Origin of the sequence: Aeromicrobium sp. Leaf245, from assembly GCF_942548115.1 — a bacterium.
GTDB lineage: Bacteria > Actinomycetota > Actinomycetes > Propionibacteriales > Nocardioidaceae > Aeromicrobium.
This window is the reverse complement of the sequence record NZ_OW824151.1, coordinates 640,724-656,753: the sequence shown is the minus strand read 5'-3', so window position 1 is coordinate 656,753 and position 16,030 is coordinate 640,724. Positions and strand designations below refer to the sequence as shown.

The 16,030-nt window shown below is 72.0% G+C and carries 15 protein-coding genes; 7 read left to right on the top strand and 8 right to left on the bottom strand.

Annotated elements, in window-relative coordinates; translation table 11 throughout:
* The first annotated feature begins 43 nt into the window (after positions 1-43).
* Entirely contained in the window at positions 44-1,291 is a 1,248-nt protein-coding gene (locus NBW76_RS03225; protein WP_082482051.1) for a helix-turn-helix domain-containing protein, read from the top strand.
* 154 nt (positions 1,292-1,445) lie between these two features.
* Here NBW76_RS03225 and NBW76_RS03220 read toward each other — a convergent pair whose 3' ends face one another.
* The 3 genes from NBW76_RS03220 to NBW76_RS03210 all read right to left on the bottom strand — a co-directional run bounded on the left by NBW76_RS03220 (position 1,446) and on the right by NBW76_RS03210 (position 3,561).
* The gene (locus tag NBW76_RS03220) at positions 1,446-2,087 is read right to left on the bottom strand and encodes a hypothetical protein (RefSeq protein ID WP_156364886.1); all 642 of its coding nucleotides are present in this window, start codon (positions 2,085-2,087) and stop codon (positions 1,446-1,448) included.
* A 75-nt stretch (positions 2,088-2,162) separates the two neighbouring features.
* Positions 2,163-2,798 (bottom strand): hypothetical protein, encoded by a 636-nt coding sequence (locus NBW76_RS03215; protein ID WP_055962894.1) that lies wholly within the window; start codon positions 2,796-2,798, stop codon positions 2,163-2,165.
* Between the two features lie 127 nt (positions 2,799-2,925).
* Entirely contained in the window at positions 2,926-3,561 is a 636-nt protein-coding gene (locus NBW76_RS03210) for a hypothetical protein (protein WP_055962884.1), read from the bottom strand.
* Between the two features lie 297 nt (positions 3,562-3,858).
* Between NBW76_RS03210 and NBW76_RS03205 the strand changes: the two genes are divergently transcribed.
* From NBW76_RS03205 to NBW76_RS03190, 4 genes are all read left to right on the top strand, one after another.
* Entirely contained in the window at positions 3,859-4,965 is a 1,107-nt protein-coding gene (locus NBW76_RS03205) for a hypothetical protein (RefSeq protein ID WP_056556561.1), read from the top strand.
* Positions 4,966-5,344: 379 nt separating this feature from the next.
* Complete coding sequence (locus tag NBW76_RS03200; protein ID WP_056556564.1) at positions 5,345-6,532, top strand: helix-turn-helix domain-containing protein; 1,188 nt, start codon at positions 5,345-5,347, stop codon at positions 6,530-6,532.
* Positions 6,529-7,956 carry an HAD family hydrolase gene (locus NBW76_RS03195; protein ID WP_056556567.1) on the top strand — a complete coding sequence of 476 codons (1,428 nt, stop codon included), beginning with the start codon at positions 6,529-6,531 and terminating at the stop codon, positions 7,954-7,956. Before NBW76_RS03200 ends, NBW76_RS03195 begins: the two co-directional genes overlap by 4 nt.
* Positions 7,957-8,060: 104 nt before the next feature.
* The gene (locus NBW76_RS03190; protein WP_082482052.1) at positions 8,061-9,191 is read left to right on the top strand and encodes a helix-turn-helix domain-containing protein; all 1,131 of its coding nucleotides are present in this window, start codon (positions 8,061-8,063) and stop codon (positions 9,189-9,191) included.
* A gap of 9 nt (positions 9,192-9,200) precedes the next feature.
* Here the strand turns inward: NBW76_RS03190 and NBW76_RS03185 are convergent, their stop codons facing one another.
* The 5 genes from NBW76_RS03185 to NBW76_RS03165 form a co-directional block, all read right to left on the bottom strand.
* A complete protein-coding gene (locus tag NBW76_RS03185) occupies positions 9,201-9,596 on the bottom strand; it encodes a heat shock protein transcriptional repressor HspR (protein ID WP_055962855.1) in 396 nt (131 codons plus the stop codon).
* Positions 9,593-10,753 (bottom strand): molecular chaperone DnaJ, encoded by a 1,161-nt coding sequence (gene dnaJ / locus NBW76_RS03180; protein WP_056556573.1) that lies wholly within the window; start codon positions 10,751-10,753, stop codon positions 9,593-9,595. Before dnaJ ends, NBW76_RS03185 begins: the two co-directional genes overlap by 4 nt.
* Before the next feature lie 74 nt (positions 10,754-10,827).
* On the bottom strand, positions 10,828-11,454 hold the full coding sequence (gene grpE, locus NBW76_RS03175) for a nucleotide exchange factor GrpE (RefSeq protein ID WP_056556576.1): 627 nt from the start codon (positions 11,452-11,454) through the stop codon (positions 10,828-10,830).
* Entirely contained in the window at positions 11,451-13,295 is a 1,845-nt protein-coding gene (dnaK, locus tag NBW76_RS03170; protein WP_056556579.1) for a molecular chaperone DnaK, read from the bottom strand. The genes grpE and dnaK overlap by 4 nt, the downstream gene beginning before the upstream one ends.
* Before the next feature lie 183 nt (positions 13,296-13,478).
* Positions 13,479-14,036, bottom strand: a complete 558-nt coding sequence (locus NBW76_RS03165; protein ID WP_056556582.1) for an isochorismatase family protein — start codon at positions 14,034-14,036, stop codon at positions 13,479-13,481.
* A gap of 100 nt (positions 14,037-14,136) precedes the next feature.
* Between NBW76_RS03165 and NBW76_RS03160 the strand changes: the two genes are divergently transcribed.
* Complete coding sequence (locus NBW76_RS03160) at positions 14,137-15,342, top strand: sensor histidine kinase (RefSeq protein WP_056556584.1); 1,206 nt, start codon at positions 14,137-14,139, stop codon at positions 15,340-15,342.
* A 47-nt stretch (positions 15,343-15,389) separates the two neighbouring features.
* Positions 15,390-16,019, top strand: a complete 630-nt coding sequence (locus NBW76_RS03155) for a response regulator transcription factor (protein ID WP_056557214.1) — start codon at positions 15,390-15,392, stop codon at positions 16,017-16,019.
* The last annotated feature ends 11 nt before the right edge of the window (positions 16,020-16,030 follow it).

Genomic DNA, 16,030 nt, shown 5'->3' with positions numbered 1-16,030 from the left:
TCCGCGCGGCCTCGGGCTCGCGGCACGAGCAAGGGGGAGACACATGACTGCAGTGGCACACGAGCGCGACGCCCGTCCGACGGAGTCCGGCCGGGAGCGCCAGCTGCTGCGGGAGGTCCTGGGCCTTCCGCAGATCGACGCCGCGGTCGTGGCCGGCTACCGACCGCGCTCGGTGGAGCTGACCCGACGCATCGTCACCCGCATCCGGGAGGAGGTCGCGGGGTTCTCGGCCGACGCCGATCCCGTGATCCACAAGGGCATCGACGAGGCGATCACCCGCGCGGTGGCCGTCTTCGTCGACACCGTCGCCGGAGCGCCCACCTACGGCACCGAGATCTACACCTTCTACCGCTGGCTCGGCAGCTACCAGGCCGCGGCCGGCCTCAACCTCGACGCCATGCGGGCCGCGCACCACATCGCCACGCAGGAGTCGTGGACGGACGTGCGCCTCGCCGCGACCGCGCTCGGCCAGTCGGCCGAGGTCGTGGGGGCGCTCGGCGACGGCCTCATCGCGTACCAGACGGCGCTGTTCGAGCACGCGTTCACCGGCTTCGTGGAGACGAGGGCCCGTGCGACGCAAGTCCGGGAGCAGGGCCGCGCGGCCATGCTGGTGGCCCTGCTGGACGGCACGGGACCGGAGGGGCTCCGCGAGGTCGCCGACCGATGTTCGTGGGTGCTGCCCGAGCGGATCGTCGTCGCCGTGACCACGCACGACCAGGCCTCGACGTCGATGGTCTCGGCCTGCCAGGAGGCGCTGTCCGGCGTCCACCAGGACCGCCTGATCGTGGTGGCCGACCCCGAGACGGCCACCCGTCTGGCCCGTCACCTCGCGGGACGCACGGGCACCGACGTCGCCCTGTCGTGGCCGGTCGACCCGAGCGAGGTGCACCGCGCGGTGCGGTGGACCAGCCGCGGGCTGTCGCTGCTGCAGGACGGCGTGATCGAGGCCCCGGAGGACCACGTGCTCGACTGCGAGCTGCACCAGTCCCGGCTGTGCGAGCACGCCGACCCGGCGCTGCGTCGGCTCGCGGACGAGAAGGTGCTGGCGCCCCTGCTGGCCCAGTCGCCCAAGCGCCGGGTGGCCCTGGCCGAGACGATGCTGCTGTGGCTGCAGACCCGCGACAGCGCTCCCGCCCTCGCGGCGCGGCTCGGCGTGCACGACCAGACGGTCCGGCACCGCCTGCGCCGGCTGCACGCGCTCTTCGGCTCGCGCCTGGACGAGCCGACCCAGACCCTCGCCCTGCTGTCGGCCCTGGAGTCGAGCATCGTGGCGTGGCGGCGCGCGGTGTAGCTGCCGAGTGCATCTCCAGCGCGCGAGGTGGCGCGAGCCCCGGAGGCTGTCGTCTCGGCAGATCGGATGGCGTTCCCGGGCTCGCGCCACCTTCATGATACCGATCGGTAGCGGCCTGGGAAGGGCTTCGTCCCCAGGCCGCCCCGCGTCCTCGTCAGCTGATGTTGATCGCACCGTCGGGTGAGGTGAGCTGGAGGTTCATGGTCAGGTTCATCGCCTGGCCGTTCTGCACCCACCCGAGGCACCCTCGGACCTTCGACACCGTGAGGTTGCCGGTGAACCCGGTCTCCTCGATGGCGAGGCGCTGCGTTCCCTCGTCGAACGTGAACCGTGCCGAACCGGTCACGGTGTACTCGCAGACCGCGTACGACGACACGATCGTGACGTCGTCGAGGCGGCCGCGCACCTGGTCGGTGGAGCCGGACGTGGCTGGTCCGGTGACGTGGAGTGTCGCTGGTGCCGTCAGCCTCGTGTTCATGGCGCCGAGGGGCCACGTGCATCCCTGGAACGACATGGCTCGAACGGTGAGGACATCGGTGACGCCCGTCCCGCCATGCACCTCGGAGACCGGACTCGACGGGATCTTCGCACTGGTACAGCCCCACGCGAGCGCAGGCGCCGCCCACGAGACGGACCCCTGAGTCGTCGCGCTGAACGGGTGAGCACTGGGAGCACTGGTGCCTCCGACGGCGACCGTCACGCTGTTCCCCGTCGCTCCGGCCGGGCCGACGCCGACGGCCAGGCACAGGGCTGCGGCGGTGCCGGCGAGGAGCCGGCGCACAGTGGTGTTCCTCATGGTTCTCCTTCGATGCGTTGACGATGCACGTCGGCCCCGCGCCCAGGGGGACGCGGGGCCGACGAGGTCAGGGCGTCACTCCGCGACGACGCCGTTCGTCACGGTGATGTCGACGGTGTTGCCGGAACCGGGCACGAGGCTGTTGATCAGCGGCGTGTTGATGCCGCAGTTCTCGAACTTGCCGATCGTGTAGGTGCCGACGAGCTCACCGCCGTTGATGAGGTCGAAGCCCTCGTCCGGACGCGTGCCGACCGGGATGGACACGGGCGCCTTCGTCTTGCACTTGCTGCCCGCGAAGGTCGGGAACCCCGCGACCTTGATGTCCGACAGCTTCACGTAGTAGGTCGCCGTGGAGCTCACCTGGGCCTGCGTCTGGGTCAGGTTGATGTGACCGGTGAGCGGGGCCGCCTCGATGAAGTCGACCTTGGCCTTCACCGGGAGGAAGCCGGCGATCTTGAACTCCGTCGACGTGCCCGGCAGCGGAAGCGACCCGGTGAAGTCACCGGTGTCGATGTCGAGGTCCGTGCGCAGGGTGGTGGGGCCGAGGGCGACGTCGGAGTTCGTCTTGGCGATGTGGGAGGTGCCCTGGGCGTCGTAGGTGATGGTGACGATGGTGGCCGCGTGGGCCGCGACGGGGACGAGCGCGACGGCGGCGCCGGCAGCGGCCACGGCGGCGCGCTTGCGCCAGCGGGGCGCGAGGGTGATGGACATGGGTGCTCCTTGAGGGCTGGTGGTGCGAGGGGTGGTCGTTCGGGTGAGGTCAGGGACGGGTGGGGCCGAACGTGGGCTCGGCCCCACCCGTGATGGCCCGCCGTGTGGTGCAGCAGGCCGGGACGCGTCAGCTGACGTTGATCGCGCCGTCGGGCGACGTCACGTCGAACGTGCCCGTGAAGTTGGCCGCCTGGCCGTTCTGGACCTGCCCGAGGCAGCCGACCACGTTCGACACGCGGAGGTTGCCGGTGAAGCCCGTCTCGCTGACCTGCAGACGCTGCGTCGACTCGCTGAACGTGCCGTTGGCCTTGCCGGTCACCGTGAAGCGGCAGACGGCGTTGGCGACGTTGGCCGTGATGTTGTCCACGTGGCCGGCGACGACGTCGGAGGTGCCGGACGTGGCCGCGCCCGTCCCGTGCAGCTTCCACGAGCCCACCGTCGTGACCGCGAGCGAGCCACCCGGGCCCGTGCAGCCGACGAAGTTGATCTTGTTGATCGCGGCGATGTCGACGATGCCGGTGCCGCTCGCGACGGTCGAGACCGGCGAGGTCGGCACGTTCGCGCTCGTGCAGCCCATGGACAGCGTCGGGACCGCGAAGCTGAGGCTCCCGGACGACGCTGCCGTGATGGTGTGCGTGCCGGCCGCGGAGCTGCCGCCGACACCGACCGTGTAGGAGCTGCCGGTGGCGAGGGCCGGGCCGGCGGCGACGACACCCGCGAGGGCGACGACTGCTCCGCCGAGTGCTGCGTGCTTGATCTTCATGATGGTTCCTTCCGATCTGCCGATGGATGTGTGACCGCGGTCACCGTCCAAGTAGGCCCACGGAAGTCACCCTCCAGACAAGCGGGGAAGCCCGCCCGAGCCGAGATGCTGGCCGCGATTGTCACCCACGTGACAATTTCCCGACCCGAGTGACGACGGGGGAGGCACGTGCCACCACCCAGTCGCGGCAGGGCAGGGCCCGTGGCCGTTGTCACGCAAGTGACAAATTTGACCTCAACATCGCTCTCCCGCGCGATCGACGTTGCTTTTCGGGGCTCGGCTTGTGACGGTGCTCGCATGAAGACCCCTCTGCGCCGACGTCGCGAGCTGACCGCCCTGCTCACGGTCGCTCTCGCTCTCGTCGCCTCGATCGTCGGTGTCGCCTCCGCCGACGAGAGGACAGGGATCTACCCAGGACTTCCGTTCATCGAGTGCCCCGACGAACTGCCGCCGAGCGACTACGACCCCTGCTCGACGCCCGACTTCGCCAACCGATACGGCTGGATCAACGGCGTCAGTCTCGGGAGAACTGGTTCGCCGAAGGCGAAGCAGTGGGCACGCATCCCTCTCATGACCATGGGCAACAACATCCTCATCGGGAACAGGGTGGATGGCGAGGACAGGGAGTACACGATCGACATCCGGACCTTCCTGGTCTCTCCCAAGGGCTCGGACCGGAACTACGGTCGCTCGCCTCTCATCCCTGTTCGGACCGTCGCCTTCGGCTCCATCCCGGTCGAGGTGACCCTCCAGCTGCAGCAGCGACTGGATGCGGACGGCTACCCGGTTCCGTTCTACTTGCGGTCGGTCGAGAACGTCACGGCCGAGGACGGGGGCCGCCGCACCAAGGTCGAGCCCGCCGCGCTGGCCGCCGACGTCGACGTCCAGATTCGGTCCCTGAAGGTCGACGGGAACGACGTCGGCCTCGACGACTCCTGCGGGACGGGAACACGTTCCCGCCTGTCGGTCACGTCCAAGCCTCTCGACGTCCTCGAGGAACCCGGCTACGTCGGACCCAGCTTCTACGGCAAGTCGTTCGACACCTTCGACCCTGCCGAAGCGTTCTACGGGCTGTACGGAGGCACTCTCGAGGGTTCCATCGACATCGCTTCGCTCGAGGGCTGCTCGACGCACAGCGGCGACGACGTCTCGCCGGTACTCACCGCGGCGCTCTCGGGGCCGGGCAACCCGGTGACGCTCCAGGTCGGATCCTTCAACTGCGTGAAGTACACCGACGACTTCTCGATGGCGCTGCCGCCACAGCCTGGAGCCACGACGCCCGAGGAGATCGGGTGTGCCCAGAACTACTACGAGACACCCGACGAGTCCGTCACGAATCCACGTGTCCGCACAGTCCCACGCCCTCTCGACTTCCCCGACGAGGCGCCACGGCAAGTGGAGTGAACGACACGCCCAGAGTCGGCGGCCGTGCCTCGCCGCAGCGAATGCCGGGCACGATCAGCACCGAGAACACGTTCGACAGTCGGCCTTCGTCACCCGTGATTGTCACGCACGTGACAAGTTCAGGGCCGCACGCCACCGACACCCTCGTCGGCCCCGCTCGTCTGCGGCACAGTCGCCTCGGGGGCTCGGTCCGGCGCGGACCGTGCAGGCACGACGGGAGGACAGGGCCCTGAGCACCACCACGCACCACGACGGATCCGGGGTGCCCGGCGGTCCCGTCGTTGACGCCGACCCGGCAGCGGGGTAGAACTCGGTGCAGCCACACGAGTCATCGGATCGGGGAGCCGGCGATGGAACCTGGACCGCACGGGTCCGCGCGATGACGCTGTTCGCGGACCGTTCCACGTCCGACCTCGTCGCCGCCCACGCGCGCCGCGTGCGTCGCGTCGTCCCGACCCTCACCACCGAGATCATCGACGCCGTGTGCGAGCGCGTGCCGCAGTTCGCGCGCCCGACCAGCCGCGCCGTGGCCGCCGAGGCGGTCTCAACGGCACTGCACCGCTTCCTCGACGAGCTCGACGGCGCCCCCCACCGCGACCGGGGCGTGGACGACGTCTTCCGCTCCCTCGGGCGGCGGGAGGCCCGGGCGGAGCGGACGCTCGACGAGTTCCAGGTCGGGCTGGCCGTCGCCGTGCGCATCGGCTGGGCACGCTTCCAGGAGCTGGCCGAGGACGGGACGACGTCGGCCCTCGTCTCCGACGGGCTGCTGGCGTTCGTCGGCCACCTGCAGCGGCAGGTCGAGGCCGGGCACGAGGAGGCACGTCGACAGCGGGCCGCCGACCCGAACCGCGCCCGAGCGGCGCTGGCCGAGCAGCTGCTCACCGGGACCGTCCAGCCCGGGACCGACGAGGTCTGGCCGATCCCGGCCTCCATCGTGCTCGCCGTCGCCGAGCTCGGTGGCGAGCGTCCCGACCTGACGGTCCTGGCGCAGCGCGCCCTCCTGGTGCGTCACGACGAGACCGTCGTGGCGATGGTCGACTCCGCCGACCGCGCCTGCATGACCAGCGCCCTGGTGGACGCCGGCGTCACGCGCGTGGCCGTGGGCTGGGAGGTCGATCCCTTGGAGGTCCCGTCGGCGTTCCGGTGGGCTCGGCGTGCGCTCGACCTCGTGCGCCGCGGCGTCGTCCCCGACGCGCAGGTGGTCGACTGCCGGGAGCATCGCACCCAGATCTGGCTGCACGCCGAGCCGACCCTGCGCCAGCAGCTGGGCCAGGAGCTGCTCCGTCCCCTCTTCGCGGAGACCCCCAACTCCCGCGAGATCCTCTCCGAGACCCTGCTCGTCTGGCTCGAGACCCGCGACAGCGCGCCTGCGATCGCCGCCCGCCTCGGCGTCCACCCCCAGACCGTCCGCTACCGCTGGAAGCGCATCAACGAGCTGTTCGGCGAGGCCATGCACGACACCGAGTTCCTCGTGCAGCTGACCATGCTCCTCAAGGCCAGCGTGCCGCTGTGGAAGGCCGGCGACCAGAGCGACTTCGAGCGGTTCCGGGCGGAGGACGCGTCGTGACCGCGCACGCGGCAGCCGCCTCGTTCTCCGCGCAGGCGTCACGTCGTTGCCTGGTGCTCACGTTCGCCGTCGGCCTGGTGCTGACCGCAGGCACGGTCGGCGTCTCCACGGTCCCTGACCTGCGCTTCCAGGGCTGGCCGTGGACGCTCGTCGGGGTCGCCGCCCTCGCCTTCGTCCTGGCCGCGCCCGTGCACCAGCGGTCCCTGGCCGAGCTGGCGAGGCGGCGACCCGGGGCTGCCACGCTCGGCAGCCTCGGCCTGGTCGTCGCGCTCGTCGTCACCCTGTACGAGGCGCTGGCCGAGGAGCGGCCCACCACGGCGATCGCCGTCGTCGCCTCCGCAGCGCTGCTCAGCCTCGTGTCGCTGTGGCGAGGTGACGAGAGCATCGTGGACGCACCCGCCTGGTTCGTCCTGTCCGTCGTCACCGCGGCCACGGTGGCCGCCGCGGTCTGGGCGGTGGTCGAGACGCCCGGTCGTGGTCTCCAGGTCGCCGCCCTCGTGCTCGTGTCCGCCGGACCGGCCGGTCTGCTCGCTGCCGGGCCGGCGGCCCTGCGGGTCGCGCGCCGCCGCATGGCCCCGCACGACGTCACCTTCCCTCACCCGGCGGCGCTTCCCCAGGTGGCGGCCGCCGACGTCGCCCTCCTCGACAAGGACGGCACCGTGACCACCGGTGCCCTGCGGGTGACCTCGATCGATCCCGTGGAGCCCGACCACGAGCGCAACCTGCGCTGGTTCGCCGGCGCCCTCGAGCACGAGCAGGAGGGGCGTGTGGCACGCGCCGTCTCGCGACTCTCCGGTCGCGGTCGGGTCACCGAGCTGCAGCGCCACGGCGACGTCGGCGTGTCAGGTCGGGTCGACCGGCACCCCGTGCGCGTCGGTGACCTCACCTGGCTCGGCCTGCCGGCCCGGGAGGGCGTCTGGACCACCGTGGGCGTCGAGGTCGACGCACGCGTCCTCGGCACGCTGACCGTGGGTGACGACGTCCGGGCCGACGCCACCGAGGGCGTCCAGGCCCTGCGCGACCTCGGCCTCGAGGTCGTCCTCCGTTCCTGCGACACCGACGCGCGGACGCGCGAGGTGGCCGCGCAGGTGGGCATCGACGACGCGGCCGGCGATCTGGACGCCGACGGCCAGCGCGCCACGGTCGCCGCGTGGACGGACGACGGTCGACGGGTGCTGCACGTGAGCACCGGCTCGACCCTCACGTCCGACCTGGGTCTGGCCGACCTCGACGTCCGCCGGGTGGCGCGGGCCGTGCGGGCCGCCCGCGGCGCGGTCGGGTCGGCTCGTCGTGGTCAGTCCATCGCCCTGGCCTGGAGCGTGCTGGCCGGCGCGGTCGCGGCCGCAGGGCTGCTCGGTCCCGGTCTGGCCGGCATCGCCGCCGGAGTCGGCGTCGCCGCCACCGTGGTCGTGGCAGGCAGCTGAATCTCGACGGGTCTTGTCATGCGCGTGACAAGAATCGGCCGCGTTGGCGGCACCGGTGCCGTCGTGCGTTGACGCGGTGCATCTGCCGCTGTGACGGTGCAGCCATGGCGTCGACGGGAGCGGTGCGACCCTCCCTCCCGCACCACCCGTCGAGTGGCCTCCCTGACGGGGCGGGGTTGCGCGGCCGGCTCGAGAAGCTGGTGCGCAGCTCCGTCCCGCGCGCGCCCGACGCCTGGGTGGACCTCGCTCTCGCCTGCGCCGACGCCTTCGTCACCCATGGCGGCGACCCGGTGACCGCCGGGCGCAGCGTCGCGGCTCGCTGCCTCCACTTCGGCGAGACCCAGGCCCAGGCCGGGATGACCGACGACGAGCTGACCGCCGTCGTCCAGGCCGTCGGACGCGGCCTGCGGCGACACGTCATCCCGGCCGTGGTCCGCGAGCAGGACCTTCCCGACGTCGAGACGTTGTCGCGTGCCGTGCAGGAGCTGCTGCTGCGCATCGTCGGCCACGTCCGCCGGGGCATGCAGGCGGTGCTGCGCCTCCACGCCCTCAGCCCGGCCCACCGTCGGCGAGCCCTCACCTCGGCGCTCTTCGGCGGGTCCGACGGACCGGGCCTGCGCGGCCTGGCCATCGCCTGCGGGATCGACCCGAACGCCCGCCTGACTCCCGTCGTCGCGACGGCCTCGGGCGCGGTCCTCGACGCCGAGCTACGCGGACACGGCGACGTCCTCCCCGCCCCTCGACCCGAGGAGGCGGCCGTGCCGGCGGCGTGGTCCGACGACCGGGTCCGCACGCTCGCCGGCTCCGACATCGCCCGGGGACCGTCGGTCGACCTCGTCTCGCTGCCCGAGGCGGTCCGGCTGGCCCGCGCCACGGCCGCCGTCGCCGAGCCCGGGAGGCCAGTCACTGCGTCGGTCGACGTGCTCGCCCGGCTCGTCGTGACGTCGTCGCCGGTGCTCGTCGACCTGCTCGTCGACCGGCGGCTGGCCGCGCTGGCGGACCTGCCCGCGTCGCGTCGGATCTCCCTCGCGAGCACGCTGCTCACCTGGCTGGAGCACGGCCGCCCGGCCAACGAGGTCGCCCGCCTCATGGGCGTGCCGGCCCAGACGGTGCACACGCGGCTGGGCACCGCCAAGCGTCTGCTCGGCGACCCGCTCACCGACCCCGACGTCCGCCTCGAGCTGCTGATCGCGCTCCGTGCGGCCGTCCCCCGGTGGGAGCTCGAGACCCGCTGACCCGACCGCTCAGCGAGCGGGGCGGCGCCAGATCGAGATCTGCGCCTGCTGCGCCAGCACCGGCAGGTTCTGCACGGTGCCGAGCGCGTGGTGCGCCGCGGCGAGCTCGGTCTGCAGCTCGGCCACCTTCTGCTGGAGCGCCATCACCTGGTTCTCCAGGGCGATGACCCGCTTGACGCCCTCGAGGCCGAGGCCCTCGGCGCTCAGCTGGGCGACGGTGCGCAGCAGCTCGATGTCGCGCAGCGAGTAGCGGCGGCCGCCGCCGCCGGTGCGGCCGGCCTCGACGATGCCGAGCCGGTCGTAGGTGCGGAGGGTCTGCGGGTGCAGGCCCGAGAGCTCGGCCGCGACGCTGATGACGAAGACCTTCGCCTCGGGGCCGGGTGGGACGAACGGGCTTCCCGTCATGAGCTGGGCACCTCCTCGAACAGGCCGTCACGCGGGGTGGCGGCGCCGCGCGCCTCACGCAGAGCCTCGACCGCCGCGCGCTGGGCGTCGTCGAGGTCGGTGGGGACCTGCACCTCGACGGTGACCAGGAGGTCGCCGCGGGTGCCGGCCTTGGTGGTCGCGCCCTTGCCCTTGGCGCGGAACGTGCGACCGGACGGGGTGCCCGCGGGCACCTTCAGACGCACGGGCGGGCCGTCGAGCGTCGGCACGCCGATCTGCGCGCCGAGCACGGCCTCGTCGAACGCGACCGGGACCGTGATCGTCAGGTTGTCGCCCTTGCGGCCGAACATGGTGTGCGGCTCCACGTGCACGACGAGGAACAGGTCGCCGTCGGGGGCGCCGCCCTCGCCGCGACCGCCCTTGCCCTTCAGGCGGATCTTCTGGCCGTCCTTCACGCCGGCCGGCACCCGCACCTGCAGGGTGCGGCTCGACGGCGCGCGACCGCTGCCGCGACAGGTGGAGCACTCGTGCTCCACGACGAGACCACGGCCGCGGCACTGCGAGCACGGCTCGGTCATGGCGAACACGCCGCCCGACGCGCCGGTCTGCATGCCGCTGCCCTGGCACTTGGTGCACACCTTGGGCACGGTGCCGGGCTTGGCGCCCGTGCCGTGGCACGTGGGGCACGCCTCGTCGCTGGTCATGCGCAGCGGGAGCGTGGCGCCCTCGACCGCCTGGGCGAAGGTGATGGTGGCCTCGGTCTCGAGGTCGTCGCCCCGGCGGCCCTGCGGCTGACGACGTCGGCCGCCGCGCGACCCGCCACCGCCGAAGATGCCGCCCAGCAGGTCGCTCAGGTCGAAGTCGGCGGTGGTCCCGCCGCCGCCGTAGGTGCCTCCGGGCTGGCCGAAGCCACCGCCACCGAAGCCACCCTTGAACTGGCCGAACAGGGTGCGCTGCTCGTCGTACTGCTTGCGCTTCTCGGCGTTGGACAGCACGGCGTAGGCCTCGGAGACCTCCTTGAAGCGCTCCTCGGCGGCCTTGTTGCCGGGGTTGGAGTCGGGGTGGTTCTCGCGCGCGAGCTTGCGGTAGGCCTTCTTCACGTCGGCGGTCGACGCGTCCTTCGACACGCCCAGCGCCTTGTAGAAGTCCTTGCTCGCCCAGTCACTCGGGTTGCTCACGGCTCACCCCTTCCTCTCCTGATCGATCGGTGGTCCGGTCGGGCAGCAGCACACGGCTGCTGCCCGACCGCCCTTCACTCGTCCTCGTCGCCCGCCGACGCCTCGCCCGAGGCGGGCTCGATGACTCCGACCTGCGCGTGGCGCAGGACCTCGTCGCCCATCCGGTAGCCCGTGCGGACCACGGGACCGACCGACGTGACCTGCACGTCGGGCGACTCGCCGGCTGCGAAGAGCGCCTCGTGCAGACGGGGGTCGAACACGTCGCCCTCGGCACCGAAGCCCTCCAGCTTGTGCGCCTTGAGCGCCTGGTGGAGCGCGTCGGCGACGGCCTTGAAGCCGCCCGTCAGCTCACCGTGCTGCTCGGCCCGACCGATGTCGTCGAGCACCGTGAGCAGCGAGCGGAGCACCGCGGCCTCGCCCTGCTGGCGCGACTGCGCGCGATCGCGCTCGACCCGCCGGCGGTAGTTGACGTACTCGGCCTGCAGACGCTGCAGGTCGGCGGTGCGCTCGGCCAGCTGCTGCTCCGGCGTGGGCTCCGCAGCCTGCTCGGGCTCGGTCGACTCCTCGGCTGCTGCCTCGTCCACGACCTCCTCCTCGTCCGCGGGGACCTCGACGGCCTCGTCGACGGGGGCCTCCCCGGAGGTCTCCTGCGAGACCTCCGGGTCAGCGCCCTCGGTGGAGCCGTCGGGCCCAGCCGTCACTTCTTCTCCTCGTCGTCGACGATCTCGGCGTCGACGACGTCGTCGTCGGAGTCGGCGTCGGCGTCACCCGTGGGTGCGTCGGTGCCGGCGGCCTGCTGCTCCGCGGCGGCCGCGGCGTACATCGCCTCGCCCATCTTGGAGCTGGACTCGCCGAGCTTGGTGACGGCGGCCTGGACGGCGTCGTTGTCGTCACCCTCGAGCGCCGCCTTGAGCGCGTCGACGTCGGCCTGGACCTCGCCCTTGACGTCGTCGCCCACCTTGTCGCCGTTCTCGGCGAGGAACTTCTCGGTGGTGTGCACGAGCGCCTCGGCCTGGTTGCGCGTCTCGACGGACTCGCGACGCTTGCGGTCCTCCTCGGCGTACTGCTCGGCGTCCTTGACCATCTTGTCGATGTCGTCCTTGGACAGCGCGCTGCCGCCCGTGATGGTCATGGACTGCTCCTTGCCGGTGCCGCGGTCCTTGGCCGACACGTTCACGATGCCGTTGGCGTCGATGTCGAACGTGACCTCGATCTGCGGGACGCCACGCGGCGCCGGGGGCAGGCCGGTGAGCTCGAACGTGGCCAGCAGCTGGTTGCCCGCCGCCATCTCGCGCTCGCCCTGGTACACCTGGATCGCCACGGACGGCTGGTTGTCGTCGGCCGTCGTGAAGACCTCGCTGCGCTTGGTCGGGATCGTCGTGTTGCGCTCGATGAGCTTGGTCATGACGCCGCCCTTGGTCTCGATGCCGAGGCTCAGGGGGGTGACGTCGAGCAGGAGCACGTCCTTGACCTCGCCCTTGAGCACGCCGGCCTGGAGCGCGGCGCCCACGGCGACGACCTCGTCGGGGTTGACGCCCTTGTTGGGCTCCTTGCCGCCGGTGAGCGTCTTGACCAGCTCGCTCACGGCGGGCATGCGGGTGGAGCCACCCACGAGGACGACGTGGTCGATCTGGTTCACCGAGATGCCCGCGTCCTTGACGACGTTGTTGAACGGCGCCTTGGTGCGCTCGAGCAGGTCGGCCGTGATCTTCTCGAACTCGCTGCGGGACAGCGTCTCGTCGAGGAAGACGGGGCTGCCGTCCTGCACGGTGATGTAGGGCAGGTTGATCGACGTCGAGGACGAGCTGGACAGCTCGATCTTCGCGCGCTCGGCGGCCTCGCGGATGCGCGGCATGGCCATCTTGTCCTTGGTCAGGTCGATGCCCGTCTTGGACTTGAAGGTGCTGACGATCCAGTCGACGACCGCGTTGTCCCAGTCGTCACCACCGAGGTTGTTGTCGCCGCTCGTGGCCTTGACCTCGATGACGCCGTCGCCGATCTCCAGCAGGGACACGTCGAACGTGCCGCCGCCGAGGTCGAAGACCAGGATGGTCTGCTCGTCGCCCTTGTCGAGGCCGTACGCGAGCGCGGCCGCGGTGGGCTCGTTGATGATGCGGCTGACGTTGAGGCCGGCGATCTCACCGGCCTCCTTCGTGGCCTGGCGCTGGTGGTCGTTGAAGTACGCGGGCACGGTGATGACCGCGTCGGTGACCGTCTCGCCCAGGTAGGCCTCGGCGTCGCGCTTCAGCTTCTGCAGGATGAAGGCGCTGATCTGCTGGGGGTTGAACGACTTGCCGTCGACCTCGGTCTTCCAGTCGGTGCCGACGTGGCGCTTGACCGAGCGGATCGTGCGGTCGACGTTCGTGACGCCCTGGCGCTTGGCGACCTCGCCGGCCAGGACCTCGCCGTCCTTCGCGAACGCGACGACGGACGGGGTGGTGCGAGCGCCCTCGGCGTTCGCGATGACGGTGGGCTCTCCGCCCTCCAGGACGGCGACGACGGAGTTCGTCGTTCCGAGGTCGATTCCGACGGCTCGTGCCATGGGGGTTCCTCCTGCTGATCGGGTGCTGCTGCGGGGTTCGTGAGCTCGGGGAGCCGTTGCCGAAGTGCTGGCAACTGACTTGAGTCTGATCGTATCAACCTTGGTGGAGCCCGCAGTATTCCGTCCCCCGACCGCCGATATCCGGGCCCCGAGCCTGTCCGGGGCTCGAGAGGAGGACGAAGGTCAGAGCTCGACGTCGACCGCCGCCACGACGTCGGCGACGCGGTCGGGGCCCCCTTGGAACTGCCAGTAGAGGTTCGTGTGCGCCACGACCTCGGCGGGAGAGGGCGCTCCGTACGCGGTGAGGTCCTCGGTGGTGTGGGCGTCGCAGACGAGCGTGACGTCGTAGCCGCGCACGAACGCCCCGTGCAACGTGGCGCGGATGCACGCATCGGTCTGGGCGCCGGTGACGACGACTCGCCCCGCGCCGCGTTCGGCCAGGACCGTCTCGAGCTCGGTGGCCTCGAAGGCGTCGCCGTAGTCCTTGTGCACCACCGGCTCGCCGGCACGTGGCTCGAGCTCGGGGACGATCTTCCACCCCATGGTGCCGGTGGCAGGACCGTCGTCGTCGGCGAGGGAGTCCTGCACCCACACGACCGGCACGTCGGCGGACCTGGCTCGCTGCACGAGCTCGGCGATCCGGCCGACCACGGCATCACGCTCGTGGGCGTTCTCGACGACGTCGTTCTGCACGTCGACGACGAGGAGGGCGGTGCGTGACCTGTCGGGGAACTGGCTCATGTCCCGACGCTAGACCCGCGGGACGACGTTTCGGGACGCCGGATGCAGATCAGACCGTGGGTGGAGGCGTGGCGCTGCAGGAGCACCTAGGGTCGGGCGGGTGAGCACGCCAGCGGACCGTCCGGGCGGTCGTCGACCGTGGCGGCTGGGTCCGCGCGCCACCCAGTGGTTCGACGCCGCCCTCGTGGCCGGGCTCCTCCTGCTCGTGGCCGCGACGCTCGGGATCGACCAGCCGCTGTACGTCACCGCGCTCAGCGGGCTGCAGGTGCTGCCGCTCGTCTGGCGTCGACACCGCCCGGCCATGGCCTTCGCGCTGGTCTGGGTGTTCAGTGGCGTGCAGGCCCTGGTGCACGACTACCCTGCGATCGGCCAGCTCGCCTACCCCGTGGCGATGTACTCGCTCGCTCGCTTCGGGCGCCCCTGCGACGCCTGGGTCGGGCTGGGGCTCAGCGCCGTCGCGACGGGGGTCGCCACCTACGTCTGGGTCATGGCCGGGCGCTACGACGGCCTGCCGCCCACGGTCGAGCAGGAGCCCCTGAGCCTGCAGCTCTTCGCGCCGTACGCCCTGAGCATCGGGGCGATCGTGGTCGCCGCGTGGGCGCTCGGCACCCAGGCTCGCCTGCGACGCGCGTACGAGGCGGCGCTGATGGAGCGCGGCGAGCGGATGGCGGCCGAGGCGGAGGAACGCACGCGCGCCGCAGCCGCCGAGGAACGCACCCGTGTGGCGCGGGAGATGCACGACGTCGTGGCGCACGGCATCACCGGCATGATCGTGCAGGCCGACGGTGCGCGCTACGCGGCGGAGCAGGACCCGGCCGTCGCGGTGCGCACGCTCGGGACGGTGGCGACCACCGGCCGCGAGGCGCTCACCGAGATGCGTCGCCTCCTCGGCCTGCTGCGCGGCACGTCGGACCCCGAGCTGGTCCCTCAGCCCGGACTGGGCGAGCTGCCGGCCCTCCTGGCCGCCGACGTCGAGGCCGGCCGCGTGCGGGCCACGCTGCCGGACCCGACCCCCACCGTCCCCGACGGCGTGGCGCTGACGGTCTTCCGCGTGGTGCAGGAGTCGCTCACCAACGTGCGCAAGCACGCCGGCCCCGACGCGACCGCGGAGGTCGAGGTCCGCGAGGACGGGGCCGACCTCGTCGTGACGGTCGCCGACGACGGCCACGGCGCAGCCGGTTCGCCGACGTCGGGCGGCCTGGGGCTGGTCGGCATGCGTGAGCGCGTGGCGGTGCACGGTGGCTCCCTCGACGTCGGTCCGGCGCCCGGTGGAGGCTGGCAGGTGCGTGCGAGGATCCCCCGGTGAGCGACGCGACCGCACCCACCCGCGTGCTGCTCGTCGACGACCAGCAGATGGTGCGTGCCGGGTTCCGGATGCTGGTCGACAGCCAGCCCGACCTCGAGGTCGTGGGCGAGGCGGGCGACGGCCAGGCGGCGCTGGACCTCCTCGGCGCGACCCGCGCCGACGTCGTGCTCATGGACGTGCGCATGCCGGTGATGGACGGCGTGGAGGCGACACGTCGGATCCTGCAGGACGACCGCGAGACCGCGCCCCGGGTGATCGTGCTGACCACCTTCGACCTCGACGAGTACGCGTTCGCGGCCCTGCAGGCGGGCGCGTCGGCGTTCCTGCTCAAGGATGCCGCGCCACCGGACCTGCTGGCCGCGATCCGAGCCGTGCAGGCCGGTGACGCGGTCGTGGCGCCGTCGACCACCCGACGTCTGCTCGACCACTTCGTGCAGCCGTCGGGCTCGCGCAGCGTGGTGAGCGAGGCGACCACCCGGCGGCTCGCGGAGGTGACCGACCGCGAGCGCGAGGTGCTGGGCCTCATCGCCCGCGGCCTGACCAACCCCGAGATCGCCGCGACCCTCGTCCTCTCCGAGCCCACCGTGAAGACCCACGTCGGCCGACTGCTCGCCAAGACCGGCTCCCGCGACCGCGTCCAGCTCGTCCTGCTCGCCCTCGAGGCGGGGCTGGGGTAGGCCGGGGCCGC

What these genes read in the sequence shown, in the direction of transcription:
- NBW76_RS03225 (WP_082482051.1), top strand. Translation starts at nt 44, where the DNA reads ATGACTGCAGTGGCACACGAGCGCGACGCCCGTCCGACGGAGTCCGGC.
- NBW76_RS03220 (WP_156364886.1), bottom strand. Translation starts at nt 2,087, where the DNA reads ATGAGGAACACCACTGTGCGCCGGCTCCTCGCCGGCACCGCCGCAGCC.
- NBW76_RS03215 (WP_055962894.1), bottom strand. Translation starts at nt 2,798, where the DNA reads ATGTCCATCACCCTCGCGCCCCGCTGGCGCAAGCGCGCCGCCGTGGCC.
- NBW76_RS03210 (WP_055962884.1), bottom strand. Translation starts at nt 3,561, where the DNA reads ATGAAGATCAAGCACGCAGCACTCGGCGGAGCAGTCGTCGCCCTCGCG.
- NBW76_RS03205 (WP_056556561.1), top strand. Translation starts at nt 3,859, where the DNA reads ATGAAGACCCCTCTGCGCCGACGTCGCGAGCTGACCGCCCTGCTCACG.
- NBW76_RS03200 (WP_056556564.1), top strand. Translation starts at nt 5,345, where the DNA reads ATGACGCTGTTCGCGGACCGTTCCACGTCCGACCTCGTCGCCGCCCAC.
- NBW76_RS03190 (WP_082482052.1), top strand. Translation starts at nt 8,061, where the DNA reads ATGGCGTCGACGGGAGCGGTGCGACCCTCCCTCCCGCACCACCCGTCG.
- NBW76_RS03185 (WP_055962855.1), bottom strand. Translation starts at nt 9,596, where the DNA reads ATGACGGGAAGCCCGTTCGTCCCACCCGGCCCCGAGGCGAAGGTCTTC.
- dnaK (WP_056556579.1), bottom strand. Translation starts at nt 13,295, where the DNA reads ATGGCACGAGCCGTCGGAATCGACCTCGGAACGACGAACTCCGTCGTC.
- NBW76_RS03165 (WP_056556582.1), bottom strand. Translation starts at nt 14,036, where the DNA reads ATGAGCCAGTTCCCCGACAGGTCACGCACCGCCCTCCTCGTCGTCGAC.
- NBW76_RS03155 (WP_056557214.1), top strand. Translation starts at nt 15,390, where the DNA reads ATGGTGCGTGCCGGGTTCCGGATGCTGGTCGACAGCCAGCCCGACCTC.